Source organism: Ensifer sp. Root142 (assembly GCF_001426785.1).
Taxonomy (GTDB): domain Bacteria; phylum Pseudomonadota; class Alphaproteobacteria; order Rhizobiales; family Rhizobiaceae; genus Ensifer; species Ensifer canadensis.
Window position 1 is genome coordinate 156,981 of the sequence record NZ_LMFK01000011.1, and the last position, 21,586, is coordinate 178,566.

The window sequence follows — 21,586 nt, forward strand, 5'->3', positions numbered from 1 at the left end:
GGAATGCATGCACACATTCAAAAAAATGGCGGGTCTTGCAGCAGTGCTGCTCATGTCGGCTTCGATGGTGATGGCCGGGGACCTCGTCATCAACGCCGACAAATCGGGCGTAGCACCCAAGCAGGCCATCGAAACGCTCATCGCGGGGTTTAAGGCTAAAAACCCCGACGTCAACGTCACCCTCAACAATTTCGACAGCGAAGGCTACAAGTCCGCCATTCGCAATTTCCTGACAGCCAATCCGCCCGACGTGGTCGCCTGGATGGCCGGCAATCGCATGGCCCCATTCGTGGAAGCGGGACTGTTCGAGGACGTTACCGCGCTCTGGAAAAAAGAAGGCCTCAATACCACGCTCAAGTCTGCCGCTTCGGCGATGACGATCGATGGCAAGAAATGGGGCGTGCCCTTCACCTACTACCAGTGGGGCATCTACTATCGCAAAGACATCTTCGCAAAGCACGGCATTGCCGTTCCGACAACCTGGGCTGAGCTGATCGCCGCCAGCCAGACCCTCAAGACCGCCGGAATTACGCCTTTTGCCATCGGCACCAAGGCGCTGTGGCCGGCGGCAGGGTGGCTCGACTATCTCGACCTGCGCATTAATGGCTACCAGTTCCACATGGACCTCACGGCGGGCAAGGTGCCCTATACCGATCCGCGGGTTCGCGCCGTGTTCCAAAAGTGGGGCGAGCTCGCCAAGATGGGTGCGTTCCTCGACAACCACGCCGCGCTGGATTGGCAGGACGCCTATCCCCAGATGGTGCAGGGCAATGCCGCCATGTACCTGATGGGGAACTTCCTCGTCGCTCCGCTCAAGGAAGCGGGCCTGACCAACGATACTCTGGGCTTCTTCCAGTTCCCCGAAATCGTTGCGGGCATCCCGCGCGCCGAAGACGCGCCGACCGATTCCTACCACATCCCCGCCGGCGCCAAGAACAAGCCTGACGCGCTGCGTTTCCTCGCCTATGTCGCCTCCCCCGAGGCCCAGACGGCGATGAACGAAATCCTGCAGCAATTGCCGGTGAGCAATGTGGCCAAGGCCGCTGACGATCCGTTCCTGCAGGCGGGCTTCCAGATGCTGTCGACCGCCGATGGCCTGGCCCAGTTCTACGATCGGGATGCGCCCGCCGAAATGGCCAAGGCCGGCATGGAGGCTTTCCAGGAATTCATGGTCAAGCCCGATGACGTCGACCGGATCCTGGAGCGCCTCGAGCGCGTCCGGCTCAAAGTCTACAAATAACGCGACTGCGGGGCCCTTCGCGGGGACCCCATTTTTCTCAACAAGGCCCATATCAATGCAAGCAAGCCATCAGGCAATGCCGAATTCCTGGGCACAGGCGCGACGCGCGCTGACGCCCTGGCTATTCCTTCTGCCGGCCCTCATCATGTTCGCGGTCTATGTCGTTGTCCCTATCGGACAGTCGATCGTGATCGGGTTTTATGAATGGGACGGGTTTACGGCCCCCATCTGGATCGGCCTCGACAATTACACCGAATTATTTTCCGACGAGGTGTTCTATGTCTCGCTCAAGAACAACCTGCTCTGGCTGACGCTCTATCTGCTGGCGGTTCCTGTAGGCTTGGCGCTGGCGATATTTCTCAATCAGACCGTCACCGGAATTCGCCTCTACAAGTCGCTGTTCTTTTTGCCCTTCATCATTTCCCAGGTTGTCGTCGGCCTGATTTTTTCGTGGTTCTACGCGCCCGGCTTCGGCCCGGTCGCCGGGGCGATCAAGGCGCTGACCGGGGTCGAGATCGCCATCCTGGCCGACGAGCGCTTTGCCACGCTCGGCATCATTGCAGCCGGGCTTTGGCCGCAAACGGCCTATTGCATGATCCTGTTTCTCAGCGGCCTCAACAACATCAATCCCGAACAGGTCGAGGCAGCGCGCATCGACAATGCCAAGGGCCTCAAGATGCTCTGGCACATCATCCTACCACAGCTTCGTCCGGCCACGTTCATGGCGCTGGTGGTGACCATTATCGGCTCGCTGCGATCCTTCGACCTGGTGTCGATCATGACCAGCGGCGGCCCCTACGGATCGACGCGGGTTCTCTCGTTCTTCATGTATGAGCAGGCACTGTCTGAATATGGCTACCGCATGGGTTACGGCGCGGCCATCTCGGTCATCCTCTTCGCCATCATGATGATCTTCATCTCAATCATCATCTATCGGATGCTGATGCAGGAGCGCGCCGGCTGATGTTTCCAAAATCCATTGCGGACATGTCGCCCCGCGCGCGGCTTATCTATACCCTCTCCATCCCCATCGTACTGTGCATCTGGTTGCTGCCGCTGATTGGCGTCGCCATGACCTCGGTGCGCCCGGCGAGCGATCTCGCGGCCGGAAACTACTTCGGCGCGCCGTCCGACTTCGCCTTCGAAAACTACGTGGCGGTGTTCACCGGCAGCCCGATGGCTCGCTACATGCTCAACTCGCTGATGATCACCGTGCCGACGGTCATCGGGGCGCTGGTGCTGTCGTCGATGGCGGGCTTTGCCCTGGCGGTCTACAATTTCCGGCTCAACATCGTGCTGTTCATCATATTCGTAGCGGGCAATTTCGTTCCGTTCCAGATCCTAATGGTGCCGGTCCGGCAATGGACGCTGCAAACCGGCCTCTATGACAGCATCGGCGGCCTGATCCTGTTCCACATCGCCTTCCAGACCGGCTTTTGCACTCTGTTCATGCGCAATTTCATCAAGGCGCTGCCCACCGCGCTGATCGAAAGCGCGCGGGTGGAAGGGGTCAGCGAATGGCGGATTTTCATCTTCATCATCGTGCCGCTGGTGAGGCCCGCAATCGCCGCGCTGTCGGTCCTGGTCTTCACCTTCGTCTGGAATGACTATTTCTGGGCAACGGTGCTGGTGCAGAGCAACCACGTCATGCCGGTAACGGCCGGGCTCTATGCCCTCAAGGGACAATGGGTGGCCGCTTGGCAACTCGTGGCCGCGGGCTCGATCGTCGCGGCGATCCCGCCGGCAGTGATGTTCATCCTGATGCAAAAGCACTTTGTCGCGGGCCTGACGCTCGGCGCTACCAAGGGATAATGAATTGGCAGAAGTAAATCTAAAGGCGCTGCGCAAGTCGTTCGGGCCAGTGGAGATCATCAAGGGCGTCGACCTCAATATCGCCGATGGCGAGTTCTGTGTGTTTGTAGGGCCGTCCGGCTGCGGAAAATCGACCCTGCTGCGCATGATTGCCGGGCTGGAAAGCACCTCCGGCGGCGCCGTGTCGATCGGCGAACGCGACGTGACGGCGCTCGAGCCGTCGGAGCGGCGCGTCTCCATGGTGTTTCAGTCCTACGCGCTCTACCCGCATATGACGGTGGCCGAAAATATCGGCTTCGGCCTCAAGATGACAGGCCACAAGCGGGCAGCAATCGCCGAACAGACGGCGAAAGCCGCCAGGTTGCTGCAACTGGAGCCACTCCTGCTGCGCAAGCCGGCGCAATTGTCGGGCGGTCAACGGCAACGTGTCGCCATCGGGCGGGCCATTGTGCGTGAACCCGATGTGTTCCTGTTCGACGAACCGCTGTCGAACCTGGACGCTTCGCTGCGGGTGCAGATGCGCGTGGAGATCGCCAACCTGCACCAGAGCCTTGGCGCCACCATGATCTATGTCACCCATGATCAGGTCGAAGCCCTGACCATGGCCGACAAGATCGTCGTGTTGCGGGCCGGCAAGATCGAGCAGATCGGCAGCCCGCTCGATCTCTACCATAAGCCGGCCAATACCTTTGTCGCCGGTTTTATTGGCTCGCCCAGCATGAACCTGATCGAGGTCGCGGCGGCGTGCCAGGATGACGCAATCGTCCTGACGCTCCCCGGAGGCCACAAGGCGAGGATCGATGCCGGGCAGTTCACCGGGGCCGACAAGGGCAGGTTGACGCTCGGGTTGCGTCCCGAAAATGTCAGCCTGCAGACCGGCGATATCAAACTCCTAGGCACCATTCGCCTCGTCGAACGGCTCGGATCGGAAACCATGTTCCACGTCACCCTCGCGGGGGGAGAGAGCGTCGTCGTCAAGGGCGGCGGCCACGATCCGGGGCGGGCCGGGGAAACCACCACCATCTACATGTCCCTCAACCAATGCCACCTCTTCGACCCGGACGGCGTCGCCTTGCGCCATCCGGAGCGTCTGTCATGAAACTTGGCGTTTGCTACTATCCCGAGCATTGGCCCGAAGCGCGCTGGGCGGTCGACGCCCGCATGATGCGCGAGGCCGGGATCAAGCTGGTGCGCATCGGCGAGTTCGCCTGGTCGCGGTTGGAACCCGAAGCAGGGCGCTATGAATTCGACTGGCTCGAGCGGGCCATCGGCACGCTGGCCGCCGAGGGGCTTCAGGTCATTATCGGCACCCCGACGACGACGCCGCCGAAATGGCTGGTGGATCAGATGCCGGACATGCTGCCGGTCGATGCCGAAGGCCGGGTGCGCGGCTTTGGCTCGCGCCGGCACTATTGCTTCAGCCATCTGGGATTTCGCGAGGAGTGCCGCCGGATCGTCACGGCGCTCGCCGAGCGCTTCGGGAGCCATGCGGCCGTGGTCGCCTGGCAGATCGACAACGAATATGCCAACCACAATACCGGCCTGAGCTATTCGCCCGCCGCCAAAGCGGGGTTCCGGAAATGGTTGGCGCAGAAATACGGCACCATCGACGCGCTCAATGCCGCGTGGGGCACGGTATTCTGGTCGATGGAGTATAGCGTATTCGATGCGATCGAGCTGCCCAACCTGACCGTTGCGGAAGCCGCGCCGATCCATCGGCTGGATTTCCATCGCTACTCCTCGGATCAAGTCGTGGCGTTCAACGCGCTCCAGGTCGAAATCATCCGCGCCCACTCGCCGGGGCGCGATGTCCTTCACAACTTCATGGGCAAGCCGACGCTGTTCGACCATTGGCGCCTGTCGCAGGATCTCGACGTCGCGTCGTGGGACAGCTACCCCCTCGGGTTCCTCGATCTCGACGATTGCAGCGACGAGCACAAGATGCGTTACCTGCGCGTCGGCGATCCCGACTTCCAGGCCTTCTTTCACGATCTTTATCGCGGTTGCGGGCGCGGTCGCTGGTGGGTCATGGAACAGCAACCCGGGCCGGTAAACTGGGCCCCGCACAATCCGGCCCCCGCTCCGGGAGCAGTGCGCCTATGGACCTGGGAAGCGTTCGCAGCGGGTGCAGAAGTCGTCAGCTATTTCCGCTGGCGGCAGGCCCCCTTCGCGCAGGAGCAGATGCACGAGGCCCTGTGCCTGCCCGATGGCACGCCCAATGAAGCCATCGACGTCGCCACGCAAGTCGCCGAGGAAATCGGGACACAATCGGGCGTCGGCGCGCAGCGCGCCGATGTGGCCATTGTCTTTGACTACGAAAGCGACTGGGCCTGGCAGATCCAGCCACAGGGGCGCGAGTTCAACTATCGAAAGCTCGTGCTGACCTTCTACCGCGCCCTGCGGCGTCACGGGATCACCGTCGATATCGTGCCGGCAAAACCTGAAGCAGTCGAAGGCTATCGCCTGCTATTGGTGCCGGGGCTGTTCACCATCGACGACAAGCTCATGGCCGCTTTCGGCCAAAATGGTCAGGTGGCCCTGCTCGGCCCACGAACCGGCTCGCGCACAACGAGCTTTTCAATTCCCGAAACCCTGCCACCCGGCACCGCGGCACAGTCGCGCCTTCCCATTCGGGTTACGCGCGTCGAAACCCTGCCCCCGCAGGCAAAGATCGGCATCGCGGGCAATGCTGACCACGCGCTGGAGGTTTGGCGCGAGATCGTTTCCACGTCCGGAGAGGTCTCCGTGATCGATCAAACCGTTGATGGGCAGATCGCCCTCTGTTCACGCGATTGCATCCACTACTTGTCCGGACAGCCGAACCAGGCCTATGCGGACCGGGTTGTGGCCAATCTCCTGGAGCAGGCTGGAATACTCGCCCAAAAGCTGCACCGCGACATTCGGGTGCGCGACAATGGACCCGATCGCTACATCTTCAATCACGGCCCGGAGCCGGTCGACGTCTCCGCCCTCGTTGCCGGGCGGACGGCGCTTCTTGGCGGGCCCATGCTGCCCCCATGCGGCGTCGGGCGCTTTCGGCTGACTGCATAATTCCCTTGTTTATCGCGTTTTCGTCGGGAAGCGCGTTAGCTAAAAAGGCAAAAGACCTTGAACAATCATCAGTTCTATATCGACGGAAAATGGGTTGATCCTGTCGCGCTGTCGACGCGCGACGTCATCAACCCCTCGACCGGCCGCCCCTTCACCACCATTGCCATGGGCTCGACCGCCGATGTCGACCGCGCCGTCATAGCGGCCCGCCGGGCATTTGCCGATTTCGGATTTTCCGACCGCGCCGAACGGCTGGCATTGCTCGAACGCATGCTCACTGTTTACCGCAGGCGCGCCGACGATCTGGCCCTGGCGATTTCTTCGGAAATGGGTGCGCCACGTCCCTTTGCGCGGGACAGCCAGGTCGGCTCGGGCGACGGGCACCTCGAAAAACTCATCGACGTACTGAGGCACTATTCATTCGAGCACCAGAAGGGCACCTCGATGGTACTGAAGGAGCCGATCGGGGTGGCAGCGCTGATCACCCCGTGGAACTGGCCGCTCAACCAGATCATGTGCAAGGTCGGGCCGGCGATTGCGGCGGGCTGCACCATGATCCTGAAGTCCAGCGAACTCGCCCCGCTCAGCGCCTTGATTTTTGCCGAAATCATGCACGAAGCCGGCACACCCAATGGCGTCTTCAATCTCATCAATGGCGATGGCCCAACGGTCGGCGCGGCGCTCTCGAGCCACCCCGACATCGACATGGTGTCCTTCACCGGCTCCACCCGCGCCGGCATCGCCGTGGCCAAGGCCGCCGCCGACACCGTCAAGCGCGTAGCCCAGGAATTGGGCGGCAAATCGGCCAATATCTTGCTCCCCGACTGCGATCTGGAAACGGCTGTCACCAAGGGCGTCGAAGGGTGCTTCGGCAATTCGGGGCAATCGTGCAATGCACCGACCCGCATGTTCGTGCCACGCTATCTGCATGACGAAGCCATCGCGATAGCCCGCCGAGCCGCTGCCGACTATGTCGTTGGCCCCGCCGACGAGCAGGGCGTGGTTCTTGGACCCGTCGTCAGCGAGGTGCAATTCAACAAGATTCAGGCTCTGATCCAGGTCGGGATTGATCAGGGCGCCACGCTAGTTGCCGGCGGCGTCGGCCGACCCGACGGACGCGAACATGGCTATTTCGTTAAGCCGACCATTTTCGCCAACGTCACGCCCGACATGCGCATCGCTCGCGAGGAGATTTTCGGGCCGGTCCTCTCGATCCTGCCCTACGCAACCACCGATGAGGCCGTGACTATGGCCAACGATACGCCCTATGGCCTCGCCAGCTATGTGCAAACCCAGAATGTCGAGGAGGGAAGGCGGTTCGCCAGGCGGATGCGGTCAGGCAACGTCTTTATGAACTATCCCGACTGGGACACCGGCCTTCCCTTCGGCGGCTACAAGCAATCGGGCAACGGGCGCGAATATGCCGAATATGGCCTTGAGGACTTCCTCGAAATCAAGGGCGTTGCCGGCTGGGGGCAATAGCGCCAGCGCAAGGGCCGGCCGACGACCGCGCCGGCTTTCGTCGCCGCCGTCGATCGCTGGATAGCGGGTGCGAAAAACACCCGCTATCCAGAGGGGTCTTTTCCACGGACGTAACCCAGGGCTTGCATGGAAGCGTCACGCGCAGCGATCGGGATGACTTCTGGCTGCCTTGGGTTGACCTTAAAGGAGGGCATTCCGAGGTCTCGCGGCGGTTGAGGCGGTAGCGAACTCTTGGCGTCTAGGTATTCGAGACATTGCGTTAACCTATCGAGCGGCTCAAAAGGACATATAGCCGACAGACGCTCCCAAAGTCACAGCCATTCAAATGTGCTATTTCTTTGTAATTCCCAATTTAAGTCGTGCCACGGACTGTGCGGTGGCATCAAGATAGCCGATCCAAAGATCCAGGAGATCAGCGGTGCGGGGCACGGCGTGTTCGTTCGGCACCTTCTCTGCAAGCCGTAGGAGAAAATCCTTATTGGCGCTTAGCCTGTCGTGTAAGGCCGTAAGAAGATTTTGAGCGTGTTCTGACGGCAGTTGGTCAAGGAAAGCAATGCCGGCGCTCAGTTGTGTAAGATCGAAACTTCCCAGTGCTTCTTCCAGTAGCGAAGAGAACTCGATCTCACCACTCGGTGTTAGGGAAAAGACAGTGCGTTCCGCGCCACGCGCTCCGGCCTCGCTGCCGGAGGTTGCCAGCTTTGCTTCCTTCTGTAGTTGCCCAAGCGCGTGGTAAACTGAACCTGATCTCACCGTTGTCCACGTTTCGACGCGCCAGTCATCCAACTGGCGGCGCACCGCATATCCATGGGCGGTGCCCAGATGTCGAATCGTCCCTAGGACGAGCAGGCGTGTGACGTTCATGATGCCCCAATCTCTCTGGCCACCTATAGCCAAGCTTGGTCAAAAGCGCTATATCGCGTTTGACCAAATTTGGCTAAACCGGAGGTTATCATGCCATCACTGGAGACGATCAAATCCGACATCATTTCAAGTGGGGCGGATATTCATGTTGATACGAGCACGCCCGACATCTTCTTTTTCCGTGGCGCGGCGATGCGCATGCCGTTCGCCACCATTGTTACGCGTGATACCGAGTTCGACAGTTTCGCGCGGCTCGATGGCGATGGATCATTCCGGCTCAATATCGCGCTTGGCCGGGATGGTTTTGCGGCGCTGTTCCCCGATCATCCGTCCCGGTCGGCTTTGGAAGCTGCCGATTTCGACTACGCAGCCCGCGACCAACTCCTGCCGCACCCCGTCTATGGACGCATGCACTGGGTTGGCGCAGTCAATCCGGATAGATGCTACCCTGAATGCCGAGAACTTCTCAGCAAGGCGTATAAGCTGGCTCGCCAGTAGCATCGTGGAAATTCGCGGGAGAATGCAATGCGCAAACGGCATTCAGCCCGCCCGCTGTTCACACCCGGCGAGATCATGCAGCTCCCGGCCTACCTACTACCGTTTTAAAAGCGTCACGGGCCGGGAGGCCGATGAAACCGCTTTACCCTTTGAGGATGGTTCTTTCGATGCCGCTGCAATGCACATGGCGCGATCACCGAGGCATTTAGGTAGGCAAGGGCATCCTTGAAGTCGAAAGGAAAGCGGCTTGTTTGTCAGCCGGAAGACGGTCTGATTGCCACGGATTGGAGCTTTCAAACAAGGAGGAAGTTTGCTGTTGCCAACTTTTGAAACTGAAAGACTTCTAGTTCGAGGTCGCACAATGGCAGATTTTGACGCGTGTCTTGCCATGGATCGTGACCCGGAGGTAACGAAATTCATTCCTGGCCCGTGGGACGATCCGTCAAGGCATGAAGCCTTCCTGAAGGACAGAATCGAAACTTCGTTAGGGCTCGGATACTGGTCAATCTTCCCGAAAGCGCAGCCTGACCAGTTCGCGGGTTGGATTCTTCTCATACCGTACGACGATGTTGGTCCCGAAATAGAGATCGGCTGGCGCTTATGTCGCTCGACGTGGGGAAAGGGATTTGCGGCTGAAGCAATTCGGCCAATCGTGGAGCATGCATTTCATACGCTCGGCCCTCACCCGTATTGTCGCTGATATTGACCCGGGCAATTTACCGTCAATACGCGTGGCAGAGAAGATCGGCATGGTCGGAGACGACCACCACGGGACGGATCCGTTCAGATCCGGCCGACGAAGGCAGGCGATCCAATTCGACTGTTCGCGGTCCAGACCGCCATCCGACCCGCACTCAAAAGCTTCCTCGACGACCTGCTGATGTTCGCGACGGCGCCCCTTCCAACTCAAGACCCTGCTCAGTACGGGTGGTTGCAAACTGAGCAGGGTCACCGTCGTCAGCCGCCGAAGCCGAAACCGACCGGCATATCTTCAAGGGTGATGCCAAAAGGCTCAAGGCTCTTGACGATCCATGTCTGATTGTTGCCGATGCGGCGGTTGTACTCTGCCCAGGCAGACACAAAGGACTTGAAGGTCTCGTCGGAACCGTAGTTAAGCGCGATGACCGAGGGCGTGGCCAGAACCGGGGTTGGCACCTTGACGCTTCCAACTGCCGGGGCCTTCTTTGAAATCACAAGGCCATTGAGCATCGTGTTGACGAGACCGTCGGCCTTGCCCGTCGTCACCGCGACAATCGCCTCGTCACGCGTCTTGAAGCGAAGGATGTTTGCCTTCGGCAGATACTGTTGCGTGATCAAGTCCTGAGCCGAACCGAGGTCGACGGCGAAGGTGTATTTCGGATCGTTCAGTTCGCTCCAGGTCTTGTTATTGACTTCATCCTTGGACGACACGACCACAAAGCTGTTGTAGTAGGTCGGATCGGAGAACGACACGGACATCGCCCTTACAGGCGTTGCGGTAACCGCAAAAGCCATATCGACCTTGCCGCTTTGCACATCGAGGATTGCATTCGACCAACTCGACTCGACCACTTCAAGCTTCACATCAAGCGTTTTGGCGATGTCGGTGGCCATATCAATGACAAATCCTTGCCATTCTCCTGTGCGCGGATCCTTGTTGAAATAGGGAACTTCATTGAGGATCGCGGGGATACGAAGAGCACCACGCGCCCTTATATCCTCGATCGTACCAGCAGACGCCGTCGTTCCCAGCAATGACAGGGCGACGGCGGCGCAACTACAGATTTTCGCAATAACATTCATTCTCGGTTCTCCATATTCCCCTGTTTGATTTTATCAGTCATGCGCCTTCTTTGGTCCTTGCGACCGCGAGCAGGTTACCGCGCAGTCAGCCGGGAACAATGCTAGAGAATCGACCACGCTTATCCCGTTTTTTGTAGGTTGCCGGTTTACGGCGCTGCAGGAGTGAGTTCGCCGCTGCGCGGAGGATCCAGGACGGGGCCAACCAGCTCTGACTGACATTCCTCAAAAAGCTGCTGTACCGCCGGATGCTTTTGCAGAAAGCCTGCACTACCGAAGTACACGCGGACCTCCGGCAGGTTTGCCAGCTTCGTGCTGACGATGGTTTTGTCTTCCGGCAGGACGCACCAGGACGGGATGATTGAAAAGCCCATACCCTCCTCGACGCAGCGTTTCACGCTGGAACTTCCCGAGGTAGAGATCACGGGCTGGACGACGGCTCCATCGCGACCGAGGAAGTCGACCGCAAGATTGCGCAAAGTCTGACCCGGCTCATAGGTGATGAACGGCCGATCCTTCGCCCATAACGGGATGTCCTTCTGCTCCGGTGGCGCTCCCCATTGACAAGGATAGACAAGGCTGAGGTGATAGCTACCCAACAGCCGCTGCGGCACGACCGGGTCACCGAAGTACCGCTCCGAAATACACACATCCAGGCTTCCGTTCTTGACAAGCTCCGCCAAGACCGTATCGCGTTCATAGACTGCGAACTCCATGTCTGGAAAACTCTCGCGAAATTTCGAAAGCACCTTTGGAAAAAGGTAGAAGAAAATTGCTTGCGGCATTCCAACACGCAGCGATGACCGTTGGCTCTCGATCAGCTTGCTCAGCCGCTCCAGCATGATGTCCAGCTCGGGATGCAGGAGGTTATACAGTGCGCGCCCCCTCGGGGTCAGCGTGATCCGCTTAGCACCCTGCTCGGAATCTATGAGCTTTCCGTTGAGCAATTGCTCCAACCGTCGAACATGGTTCGAGGCCGACTGATAGCTCAAGTTAAGCTCCCGCGCCGCACCGGAATATGACCCGTATCTGGCGACCTGGTAGAACGTCTGGATGAGCGTGAGGCTGATTTTGGCCATAACTGTATTCCCCCGCCCTGAGGATTAAGGGGCCCTTCGTTAGTAGCCGATACAAATTTCGTGAACAAGCAACGGCGTCTTCTTGTATCGACGCCAGCCGCCGGCAGCCCGCAACATAGGGCGAGTTAGAAACAGTGCCGGTTCAACAACGATGCCATTTGCACAGCCATCTTCCGTCGTCATAGCCGGTTCCGGAATCGTCGGTGCGGCGGCGGCCTATTTTCTTGCGCGCCGCGGAGTGAGGGTCGACCTTTTCGATGCGGATGTTCCGGCATCGCAGGCCACGGGAGCAGCCGACGGTGCGGTTTCCGTGGCGAGCAAACGCCCCGGTCCGATGATGGAGGCGGCGCTTTGCGGCATCGCGCTCTATCGCCAGCTGGCGCGAGACGGTCTGTTTGCAGATTGCTTCAAAAGCCGATCGACCTTCATCGTCGCAACCTCCAAGGCGGAGTGCGATGTCCTTGAAGCCCACTCGAAGGCACTTGCAGGTGCTGGCGTGCGGACGGCGACACTTGCCCCGCAGGCTGCCCGCAATCGATTTCCCGTACTGTCGCCGGACGCGTTGATGATCGTCGAGGTGCATGATGAGGGTCACGCGATCGGCTATCAAATCGTGCACCGCTTCCTTACAGCTGCCGGTGTCGTTGTTCACCGCGGCCACGCTGTTGAGAGCCTGCTTCTTGCGAGTGACGGCAGCCGTGTCGAGGGTGTCGCCACGGCGAAAGGCGACGTCAGAGCCGACGCAGTGGTCGTTGCAGCTGGCACCGGATCGGCCCGATTGCTCGGTATTGAACACGCCCTTATCCCACGCAAGGGTCAGCTTCTCATCACCGAAAGGGCGCGCGCACTGAACGCGGCCATGCCCGGGGCGATCATGTCAGGGCGATATCTGCTCAGCAAGGGCAGCCAAAATGCCCCACAAGCCAAACTCCCGAAGGGACTGGGGCTTGTCATCGACCCCCTGCAAACGGGGCAGTTCCTGATTGGAGGAACACGCGAAGATCATGGGGACCGCCGCAACAATGACATCGACGCGGTATCGCGGATCTTGCGAGATGCCGTCGCCCTTGTGCCGGGCCTTGCCGATGTGAGGCTTCTGCGCAGCTTTGCCGGAGTCCGCACGGCGGTGATCGACGGGCTGCCACTGGTCGGGCGATTACCGCATCTCATAAATGCCTATGTCGCGACCGGCTTCGAGGGCGACGGCATTTGCCTCGGGCCGATCACCGGAAAGGCAATTTCGCAGATGGTCTGCGGGGAGACGCCGGATATGTCGCTTGCGGCATTCGACCCTGCACGGTTTGGGAAAAGTGAGACCGTCGCATGGGCGTGAATGACATGAACGGTCCCAAAACGTTGCGCTGGATGTCGCAGGATATCCCGTTTCGCCAAGGTGAAAGCGTCGCGGCAGCACTGGAGGCAGCCGGGATCACGAGCTTCGGCCGCGACGCCGTTGACCGCGAAACCCGATATTTTTGCGGCATCGGTGCCTGCCAATGTTGCCTCGTCAGCATCAATGGCGTCGCTACGGAGGCCTGCCTTACCCCGGCATGGGATGGGATGGTGATTGTTGGATTGGAGGTGGACCTTGACTGATCTGGACATCATCGTTGTTGGAGGCGGGGTTGCCGGGATTTCCGCCGCCCTAGAGGCAAGCGGATCTGGCCTCTCAGTCGAGATCATCGAGCAGCGACCGAATGTCGGCGGCGCGATATATCGCCAACCGATCGACGGCGTTGAAGCCGTACCTCAGCCCCGCACGGCACGGGCTCGATGGAAGGCACTTTTTTCCGCCTATCGACAATCGGGCATTCGACTGCGCCACTCCTGTGTCTTTCTCGGCATCGACAGTGATGGGCTCGTCCTCGTCGAGGATCGCCTTCACGGCGCCGTCGTGCATCTCAAGGCGCGCGCGGTCGTGATCGCAACAGGGGCAATCGAAAAGATACTGCCTCGTCCAGGCTGGGAACTTTCGGGCGTTTCCACCGCCGGCGGCTTGCAAGTCATGATGAAGGAAACAGGACGACCGCCGCACGGCAGAATCCTACTTGCCGGAGGCGGCCCGCTTCTTATCGCAGTCGCCGCGCAAATGGCCAAGTTGGGAAACCCGCCAGTCGCCGTCGTTGAAGCGGGCGATCCCATTCGGCACCCGCTGGTCACCTTTGGCCTGTTTGCTTACCCCAGACTTCTGAGCGAGGCATTTTCCTATCTGTGCGAGATGACGGCAAACCGAACCCCTTGGCTGCGAGGCTGTGTCCTCACAGGGGTTCGGCGATGCGACACGGGCCTGGAGGCGACGCTGCGTGATCGGAGAGGTCAATCACAGACGATCATAGTCGATCGTGTCGGCCTCCACGACGGCGTGAGATCAAACCACTTCGGCCTTCCCGATGTCGCTATGAAGGCGGACGCCCGACCAATCATCATGAGGGCTGGCGACTGCCGGGAAGCGCTCGGTTCGATCGCAGCAGAAGCCGATGGCAGGCGCGTGGGGCGCCAGGTGGTGAACCTATTGTCCGGTAAAACGCGCGCACTCAAGGACGTCGACGCCGCGATCGCACAACAGCGTCGCGCTCAGAGCCTGCTCTCAGCGCTGTTTGCGCCGGTTGACCCCACCTCCCCGCTGGCCACCCTTCCTGACGAGACTATCTTGTGCCGCTGCGAAGGCCGCACGATTGGGGATCTCCGGCTGCTTGCACAACGGAGCGATGGCCTCTCCGGACGTGAAGTGAAACACAACGGCCGATTTTCGATGGGGGTCTGCCAAGGGCGCTTCTGCGCCGCAAATGTTGCCGAAGTGCTGAACCTCATCAGCCCGTCGCAAGCGCCAGCAGCGGCCAACGATCTGACGGGCCAGCGCTGGCCCATCCGCCCAGTATCCATCGGCGCTTTGACGCGCGCCATTTCCCAACACAATTCGAACGACGAACGAGGTTCCAAATGACGTCCCTGCAGAAAATCGCTCCCACCCCAGCTCGCCCGATCATGGTCCGTAATCCTTTCGACGGGCAGATCGTCGGCGAGATTGCGGAGCATTCCGGAGCGGACGTCGCCGCCACTGTTTTGCGCGCCAAGACGGCGCAGCGCGAATTCCGATACTCCACGCCTGCGGTTCGGCGGGCACTATTGAACGCCCTGGCAGCCGAGATTGCCACGGACGCAGAGAACCTGGCCCGGATCATTTCATCGGAAATGGGCAAGACGATCCGCGAAGCGCGCAACGAGGTGCGTCGCGCCCAGAACACGTTGAAGCTCTCGGGAGATGCGGCAACGTTTCTCGACGGTGAGGCACTGCATTGCGCGATCGTTGAAGGTGGTGCCGATCGTCTTGCCACAATCACATACGAGCCCGTTGGGGTCATCGGCGCCATCACGCCTTTCAATTACCCGCTCAACCTTTTGTGCCACAAGCTCGGACCGGCCATTGCCGCCGGCAATGCCGTCGTCGCCAAACCCTCGCCGAAGGCTCCGCTGGCTGCGGCTCGCCTCTTCGAACTCACGCAGAAGGCAAACTGGCCGCGCGATCTTTTCCAGGTCATCCATGGTGGCGCGGACTGCGCCCTATCGCTTGCCCGTGCTCCTATTGATCTGCTTTCTTTCACGGGGGGCCCGCGCGCCGGTCTCGCGCTCAAGAATGCCAGTGGTCTCATCCGTTGCCTGATGGAGCTCGGGGGCAACGACCCGCTCTTCGTGCTACCCGATGCTGATTTGGACAAGGCCGTCGCGACTGCGGTCGGCCACCGGTTCGAAATCGCCGGCCAAAGCTGCGCAGCGGTGAAGAAGCTGTACCTCCATAAAGACATCGAGCAGGTGTTCACACAACGCCTCCTCGCCGCCGTCGATGCCATCGAGTTCGGCGATCCGTCGAACGACGACACAGACATGGGGACGGTTATCGATCTGCCGGCGGCCCAGGAGGTGGCACAACGCGTCAGGGCCAGCGTTGCCGGTGGCGCGAAGCTGCTGACCGGCGGCAATCACGAAAGCACGCTCTTTTCGCCAACCGTAATCTCTGACGTCGAACCGAATTCCGCTGTTATCGCCGACGAGACATTCGGTCCTGTTATCGCCATCCGCAGCTTCACCGATCCAAACGCTGCAATTGCCGAAGTCAATGCAGGAGCCTTTGGCCTGCAGGCCGGCGTTTTCACCAACGATCATGCGCTAATCAAGACGTTCTCCCGCGAACTCATGGTTGGTGGCGTCATGGTCAACGAAGGCCCCGATTTCCGCGCGGAGCACGTCCCGTTCGGCGGCGTCAAACGCAGCGGTCTCGGCCGTGAGGGCGTTCGTATCGCCCTTCGGGAGATGTCGGAGCAAAAAGTGGTCATCGACTGAGGAACAGCTGCGATGCGCATCGGAATCGTTGGAGCCTCTGGACGGGTGGGAACACGGCTCGTCGAAGCGGTTCTTGAAAGTCCCGGGCTCGAATTGGCAGCGGCCCTGGTGTCACCGGGATCTCGACTCGTCGGGGTCCCTGTAGCTGGCGGCAGCATCGAGTATCGTCCCGCCGAAGCAGCGATGAAAAGTCATTGCGACGTCATGATCGACTTCTCCACGCCTGCTGCAAGCATGGCGCTGCAGCGAGACATCGGGACCAAGGTAATTCCCATGGTTATCGGGACAACGGGCTTCTCAAGAGAAGACGATGTGCTGCTGGACAAATGCTGCATGCATCGCCCGATGATGATCAGCGCCAACTTCGCATGTGGCTTTGAAGCCTTCAAGCGATCGGCATTGGCGTTTGCCTCCAGGATGCCGGGCGCAGAGATAACGGTCTTGGAAACCTACCACGCCCCCAAGAAAACCGATCCCTCGGGAACATCCCGCCTTCTGTCGGCACAGTTGCGAGCCGAGCGTAGCCGCGTCATGGGCTTCGATGCACCTGAGCCGCCGATCGCGGTTAACCGCGAGGGCGACACCGTCGGCATCAACGAAGTTCGCTTCGACATGGGCGCGGCCGAGGCGGTGTTCTCCTATCGCGTGCACACGGTCGCTGCCTACGCCGAAGGGGCCATTGCGGCCGCACAATGGCTGGTCTCGAGCGCCGTTTCCCGTGGCCGATACACTTTGGCAGACAGCTTGAACGACTGACAATTTGAGAGAGGAAACCGAAATGACAGCACTTTCAGATCGCTTCAAAGGCGTATTTACCGCCCTGGTTACCCCCTTTAGGGACGGTGGCGTCGACTACGCATCGTATGACGCGCTTGTTGAACGACAGATTGCTGCCGGCGTATCCGGCCTCGTTCCCGTTGGAACAACAGGAGAAGCAGCGACCCTTTCGGATGACGAAGCCGTCGAAGTCATCGCTCGCACTGTTCGGATCGCGGCCGGCCAGGTCATGGTGATGGCCGGCGCCGGAGCCAACGACACGACCAAGACGGTCGACAAGATCAAGCGTGCAGAGGCCGCAGGCGCAGATGCCGTGTTGATCGTGACGCCATACTACAACAAGCCGAGTCAGGCTGGACTGATCGCGCATTATGGTGCTGCCGCGTCAGCAACCTCACTGCCGATGATGCTATATTCGGTGCCCGGCCGCTGCGGCGTGGAAATCGCGCCCGAAACCTGCGCAACGCTTGTCGAAAGGCACGAGAATGTCGTCGCCATCAAGGAGGCCGGCGGCACGGCGGCTCGGGTAACCCAGCTGCGTACAGCCTGCGGCGACCGGCTTGTCATTCATTCCGGTGACGACGGCATGACGTTGCCCTTCCTTTCGCTCGGCGCCGTGGGGGTGACAAGTGTCGTTGCCAACATCGCACCCCGCGAGATGGTGGCGATGGTCGATGCCTGGCATGCGGGCGAAACCGTCAAGGCGCTGGCGCTTCACGAACTGATCGCAGAGCTGACGGACGGCATGTTCATTGAATCCAACCCGGGCCCTGTCAAAGCTGCTCTTGCGCTCGCCAATCTCGCAGGTCCGGAAATGCGATTGCCGATGGTTCCCATTTCAGATGCAAACCGGAACAAGCTTTCCGGCATTCTCAATCGCTTCGGGTCCGCAGCTACCGCCTTCCAAGAAATGCGGTAAGGCTCACCATCAGCTTTGCATTGTCCCTACGAAATGGACAGACGAGCATCGCGTGTCGGTCCCTGCCGATCTCAGGAACCGACACCACAGACCAGGGGAACACTATGTTTGCGAGCCCACTTGATAGCCGGTGTCCTGACTTGGACCGCGGCAACTCAACGCATCCGCGGCGGCCAGACAGGAGAACGAGATGAGCTATAACTGGGACTTTCATTCCGTCTGGCAGTATTACGATCTTTTCCTCTGGGGGCTCTGGATCACCGTTGTCTACACTTTCAGTTCGATCTTTTTCGGCGTCATCATCGGTTTCATAACCTGCGCGGCACGGCTGTCTGGCTGGAAACTCCTGAACCTCACGGCCCGTGCCTACCAGGAAATCTTCCGGTGCACGCCGCTTTTGGTTCAGTTGCTCTGGTTCTACTATGCGTTCCCGCTGCTGATCGGGGGCTCCGTTGACAATCGTGTCGCGGCCATGCTGACGCTCTCGCTCTATGTCGGTGCGTTCTATGCGGAAATCTTCCGCGGCGGCATCGTTTCGATCGACAAGGGGCAGCGAGAGGCAGCCGCCGCGATCGGCATGAGCCCGATGCAGTCGATGAGCCGGATCATCCTGCCACAGGCGCTGAAACGCGTTCTGCCCTCCTTCATCAACCAGTCAGTCATTCAGTTCAAGAACACCTCGCTGGTCTCGGTCATCTCCGTCGCCGATCTCGCCTATATGGCCGCGGTCGTGAACGGCCAGACCTATCGTCCGCTCGAATCCTACACCGTGATGGCCGCACTCTACATCGCCATGCTCCTGCCTTTGACGCAGGCAGCGGACTGGATCGAAAAACGCCTCAGGGTCAGCGACTAAAGGAAGAGAGCCCGAACATGATAGCGAACTCCCAAACATCTGACCCTATCCTCGAGGCCCGCGGCCTCAGAAAAAACTACGGAGCTCTTGAGGTCCTCAAGGGGCTGGACCTCAGTCTTGCACGCGGGGAAGTCGTGGCATTGATCGGCCCTTCCGGGTCGGGCAAGTCAACCTTCATCCGGTGCCTCAACATGATGGAGACGCCGACTGCCGGCGAGATCCGCTTCCGCCAGCAACAAGTCGGCGACCGTTTCAACGACCGGGGCACAAAGATCGGCATCGGCAAGCTCCGCCGGCATGTCGGCATGGTTTTCCAGCACTTCAACTTGTTTCCCCACAAGACCGTCCTGCAGAATGTGACCGAGGGGCCGATTATCGTGTGCAAACGCCCGCCGCGGGAGGCCCGAGAGCTGGCGATGGACCTTCTCGGCCAGGTCGGCCTTGCCGACAAGCATGCCGCCTATCCCAACCATCTTTCGGGCGGCCAAAAACAGCGTGTTGCCATCGCCCGTGCCCTTGCCATGGAGCCGGAAGTTCTTCTGCTCGACGAGGTGACGAGTGCGCTCGACCCGGAATTGGTCGGCGAAGTTCTCGCGGTCATTCGCAATCTTGCCGACAAGGGTATGACCATGGCGATCGTGACGCACGAAATGGCCTTCGCGGCTGATGTTTCCGACCGGGTTCTCTTTCTCGATCAGGGAGTTATTGCCGAGACCGGCACGTCCGATGAAGTCATTCTCAATCCGCAGAATCCACGGCTGCAAGCGTTCGTGTCGCGGTTCAAGGGATAAGGTGCCATGCCCAAAATGAAAGTGACCATCGTCGGCGCCGGCAATATCGGGTCGGCCCTGGCGTCGATCTTGGCCGGACCTGAGGAATTTTCGATACAGGTCCTCGACCGTTCCGAAGAGGCCCTGGATAGGTTGGAAGACCTGAACATCGCGGCGGAGCTGCGCACCTACACGCATGACGAAGAGTTGCAGAAAATCCTCTCGGACCAGGATGTGGCTGTCGCCGCCGTCCCGCAAAGCATTGTGCCGCAGATCGCAACGGCTGCGGCTCGTTCGGACACGCACTATCTCGATTTCGTTTGCGCGACGCCGGAGACGCTATCCATTCTGGCTCCTCTGGCCGAACACCGAGCCGTCTTCACGGGGTGCGGGGTCTCGCCAGGCATTATCGGAAATGTCGCCTACGGCCTTCTTGAGGCCTTTGCGCCAGTCACCGATCTGACAATTCGGGTCGGAGCCATACCAAAGGTTTCCACAAACCGCATAGGCTATGGGCAAATATGGAACGTCGATGGCCTCATCGATGAATATACGCAACCAAGTGCGGCCGTTCGCGACGGCAAGGCAGTCATGCTATCGCCGCTCGAGAACTACGGGCATCTGAGCATCGATGGAGTGCGCTACGAAGAATTCGTGACATCAGGTGGTCTTGCAGATCTATCGATCTTCGGTGATCCGGGTCCGAAGAACGTCACGTTCAAGACGATCCGATACCCGGGACATCTCGATTACATGCGTTTCCTTCTCGATGATCTGGGCCTGCGCAATCGTCGCGACGCATTAAGATCACTCCTTTACAACGGTTTGCCGATCGTCAAAGACGACGTGCTCTTGCTGGTCGTGACGGCAAGTGGATATCAGCGGCAACGGCCGATCGAACGCACTGTTTGCCACCGGTTTTCGCCAATTCCGGTGTCAGGCAGATTGAACGCATTGACGTCGGTTGCCACGGGGTATGCCGCAACGTTGTTGGCAATGTTGTACAGAGGAGAAATCCCGCCCGTCGGCTTCGTCCCTCACCACGCGATCAATACCGAGACACTCCTGTCGAGTCCGTTTCTTAAGCCATTGATACACCCCGGCATTGCTGCAGACCAACTAGCCTATTTGATGCGACCATGCGGCTTTAGCTAACGCGCAAAGATGGATGGCGTGTCTGTCGTCAGAGCTGGCCGTGAACCCAGCCGGTACTTGCTAAGCGCGATTTGCGAGACCTGCAGGAACAGTTCTTGTTCTGGCCCCCACTCGATTGGACGAACCTTTATCGAGACCTCGATTGGAAACACGGGTGGATTTCACCGATCAAACCGGCAAGCTTCAGCGGCGGCGGCGGCGCGCTCGGAGCGGCATTGCTGCCATTCCTCGACGCGTTGCTGCCGCCGCCAGTGGCAGGTTAGGGCGTCCCTGCCGTTAGCGCGGGGTAGAGGCTCTCAAACCAACTCCTCGTCCTTGTGGCTCGCATCCGATGCAAGCGCCTTGTCGAGGACTTTCTGGATGTTCGCGGCTCGGCGGAAAGATGGCTCCTGTGTTTTTCCGGCCCTGACCGCCTGCACGAAACGCTGATAGTTCGTTTCGACCGGATCGAAGAGGATGTCACGCCACGTGCAGGTGTGTACATCGTCTCCAAGGCAGGCCCGCAGCGTTTACTTGCCGGTGTCGTAGATCATCTCGATGGAGCCGGTTTCACCCTAGCAACGCAGCCGCAACTGGTCGAACTGGCCAGCGGCCGTGCGTGTTGCCTGGATCGTGGCGATCGCGCCGCCGATGAAATCGACATTCATCGTGAAGCTGTCGTTCGCATCGAGATCGTAGTCCCCGATCTTGTTTCCACGCGCCTTGTCGAATGTCTTCAACCGCGCAAAGACATGGGCGACGTCGAGCCCCGAACCGTAAGAAGCGAAATCGACGATATGGATGTCGATGTCGCCCAGCGCGCCGCTCAGGCTCGACATCGACGCCTCCGACGACACTCACGCCTTTGATGGCCTTGAAATTCGCGGCGTGTTGGTTGGCCATGCCGCCGGTACCGAGAACAAGCAAACGCATGAAGTCCTCCATGGACGTTGGAAAAGGGTAGCCGCAGTCACCCGCGGCGCCCCTCTT

Annotated in this window: 21 protein-coding genes and 1 pseudogene; 18 read left to right on the plus strand and 4 right to left on the minus strand. The window is 59.9% G+C overall.

The window, feature by feature from the left end; translation table 11 throughout:
• The first annotated feature begins 7 nt into the window (after positions 1-7).
• Genes ASD52_RS12320 through ASD52_RS12345 form a run of 6 tightly spaced genes read left to right on the plus strand, consistent with a single transcriptional unit; the run spans position 8 to position 7,585 of the window.
• The gene (locus ASD52_RS12320; RefSeq protein ID WP_025429824.1) at positions 8-1,240 is read left to right on the plus strand and encodes an extracellular solute-binding protein; all 1,233 of its coding nucleotides are present in this window, start codon (positions 8-10) and stop codon (positions 1,238-1,240) included.
• A 55-nt stretch (positions 1,241-1,295) separates the two neighbouring features.
• Positions 1,296-2,204 (plus strand): sugar ABC transporter permease, encoded by a 909-nt coding sequence (locus ASD52_RS12325; RefSeq protein ID WP_200954036.1) that lies wholly within the window; start codon positions 1,296-1,298, stop codon positions 2,202-2,204.
• A complete protein-coding gene (locus ASD52_RS12330) occupies positions 2,204-3,052 on the plus strand; it encodes a carbohydrate ABC transporter permease (RefSeq protein ID WP_025429822.1) in 849 nt (282 codons plus the stop codon). Before ASD52_RS12325 ends, ASD52_RS12330 begins: the two co-directional genes overlap by 1 nt.
• Positions 3,053-3,056: 4 nt before the next feature.
• The gene (gene ugpC, locus ASD52_RS12335) at positions 3,057-4,151 is read left to right on the plus strand and encodes a sn-glycerol-3-phosphate ABC transporter ATP-binding protein UgpC (protein WP_057224553.1); all 1,095 of its coding nucleotides are present in this window, start codon (positions 3,057-3,059) and stop codon (positions 4,149-4,151) included.
• Positions 4,148-6,103, plus strand: coding sequence for a beta-galactosidase (locus ASD52_RS12340; protein ID WP_057224555.1), 1,956 nt, complete (start codon positions 4,148-4,150; stop codon positions 6,101-6,103). The genes ugpC and ASD52_RS12340 overlap by 4 nt, the downstream gene beginning before the upstream one ends.
• Before the next feature lie 57 nt (positions 6,104-6,160).
• Positions 6,161-7,585, plus strand: coding sequence for an aldehyde dehydrogenase family protein (locus tag ASD52_RS12345; RefSeq protein ID WP_025429819.1), 1,425 nt, complete (start codon positions 6,161-6,163; stop codon positions 7,583-7,585).
• A gap of 330 nt (positions 7,586-7,915) precedes the next feature.
• Here the strand turns inward: ASD52_RS12345 and ASD52_RS12350 are convergent, their stop codons facing one another.
• Entirely contained in the window at positions 7,916-8,446 is a 531-nt protein-coding gene (locus ASD52_RS12350) for a PadR family transcriptional regulator (RefSeq protein ID WP_057224557.1), read from the minus strand.
• A gap of 90 nt (positions 8,447-8,536) precedes the next feature.
• Between ASD52_RS12350 and ASD52_RS12355 the strand changes: the two genes are divergently transcribed.
• Together ASD52_RS12355 and ASD52_RS39965 are read left to right on the plus strand one after the other, a co-directional pair.
• On the plus strand, positions 8,537-8,944 hold the full coding sequence (locus tag ASD52_RS12355; RefSeq protein WP_025429817.1) for a DUF6194 family protein: 408 nt from the start codon (positions 8,537-8,539) through the stop codon (positions 8,942-8,944).
• Positions 8,945-9,305: 361 nt separating this feature from the next.
• Positions 9,306-9,644, plus strand: coding sequence for a GNAT family N-acetyltransferase (locus tag ASD52_RS39965; protein ID WP_063991836.1), 339 nt, complete (start codon positions 9,306-9,308; stop codon positions 9,642-9,644).
• A gap of 257 nt (positions 9,645-9,901) precedes the next feature.
• Here the strand turns inward: ASD52_RS39965 and ASD52_RS12365 are convergent, their stop codons facing one another.
• Together ASD52_RS12365 and ASD52_RS12370 are read right to left on the minus strand one after the other, a co-directional pair.
• The gene (locus ASD52_RS12365; RefSeq protein ID WP_025429816.1) at positions 9,902-10,726 is read right to left on the minus strand and encodes a transporter substrate-binding domain-containing protein; all 825 of its coding nucleotides are present in this window, start codon (positions 10,724-10,726) and stop codon (positions 9,902-9,904) included.
• Between the two features lie 146 nt (positions 10,727-10,872).
• Positions 10,873-11,802, minus strand: a complete 930-nt coding sequence (locus ASD52_RS12370) for a LysR family transcriptional regulator (protein ID WP_025429815.1) — start codon at positions 11,800-11,802, stop codon at positions 10,873-10,875.
• Between the two features lie 151 nt (positions 11,803-11,953).
• Between ASD52_RS12370 and ASD52_RS12375 the strand changes: the two genes are divergently transcribed.
• From ASD52_RS12375 to ASD52_RS38365, 10 genes are all read left to right on the plus strand, one after another.
• Complete coding sequence (locus ASD52_RS12375) at positions 11,954-13,135, plus strand: FAD-dependent oxidoreductase (RefSeq protein WP_057224560.1); 1,182 nt, start codon at positions 11,954-11,956, stop codon at positions 13,133-13,135.
• A complete protein-coding gene (locus tag ASD52_RS12380) occupies positions 13,126-13,398 on the plus strand; it encodes a 2Fe-2S iron-sulfur cluster-binding protein (RefSeq protein WP_244497463.1) in 273 nt (90 codons plus the stop codon). The genes ASD52_RS12375 and ASD52_RS12380 overlap by 10 nt, the downstream gene beginning before the upstream one ends.
• Positions 13,391-14,746, plus strand: a complete 1,356-nt coding sequence (locus tag ASD52_RS12385; protein WP_057224562.1) for an FAD-dependent oxidoreductase — start codon at positions 13,391-13,393, stop codon at positions 14,744-14,746. The genes ASD52_RS12380 and ASD52_RS12385 overlap by 8 nt, the downstream gene beginning before the upstream one ends.
• On the plus strand, positions 14,743-16,140 hold the full coding sequence (locus ASD52_RS12390; protein WP_057224563.1) for an aldehyde dehydrogenase family protein: 1,398 nt from the start codon (positions 14,743-14,745) through the stop codon (positions 16,138-16,140). Before ASD52_RS12385 ends, ASD52_RS12390 begins: the two co-directional genes overlap by 4 nt.
• A gap of 12 nt (positions 16,141-16,152) precedes the next feature.
• Positions 16,153-16,896: a dihydrodipicolinate reductase C-terminal domain-containing protein gene (locus ASD52_RS12395; RefSeq protein WP_057224565.1), complete on the plus strand. Its 744-nt coding sequence runs from the start codon at positions 16,153-16,155 to the stop codon at positions 16,894-16,896.
• Between the two features lie 22 nt (positions 16,897-16,918).
• Positions 16,919-17,836, plus strand: a complete 918-nt coding sequence (gene dapA, locus ASD52_RS12400) for a 4-hydroxy-tetrahydrodipicolinate synthase (protein ID WP_025429809.1) — start codon at positions 16,919-16,921, stop codon at positions 17,834-17,836.
• Between the two features lie 190 nt (positions 17,837-18,026).
• Positions 18,027-18,692 carry an amino acid ABC transporter permease gene (locus tag ASD52_RS12405; RefSeq protein WP_025429808.1) on the plus strand — a complete coding sequence of 222 codons (666 nt, stop codon included), beginning with the start codon at positions 18,027-18,029 and terminating at the stop codon, positions 18,690-18,692.
• Positions 18,693-18,709: 17 nt separating this feature from the next.
• The gene (locus ASD52_RS12410; protein ID WP_081788989.1) at positions 18,710-19,483 is read left to right on the plus strand and encodes an amino acid ABC transporter ATP-binding protein; all 774 of its coding nucleotides are present in this window, start codon (positions 18,710-18,712) and stop codon (positions 19,481-19,483) included.
• 15 nt (positions 19,484-19,498) lie between these two features.
• Complete coding sequence (locus ASD52_RS12415; RefSeq protein ID WP_234907856.1) at positions 19,499-20,617, plus strand: saccharopine dehydrogenase C-terminal domain-containing protein; 1,119 nt, start codon at positions 19,499-19,501, stop codon at positions 20,615-20,617.
• Positions 20,618-20,712: 95 nt separating this feature from the next.
• Positions 20,713-20,880, plus strand: a complete 168-nt coding sequence (locus ASD52_RS38365) for a hypothetical protein (RefSeq protein WP_156612968.1) — start codon at positions 20,713-20,715, stop codon at positions 20,878-20,880.
• Positions 20,881-20,913: 33 nt separating this feature from the next.
• Here ASD52_RS38365 and ASD52_RS12420 read toward each other — a convergent pair.
• Positions 20,914-21,529 (minus strand): annotated as a pseudogene (locus ASD52_RS12420) (Gfo/Idh/MocA family oxidoreductase).
• Positions 21,530-21,586: the final 57 nt, after the last annotated feature.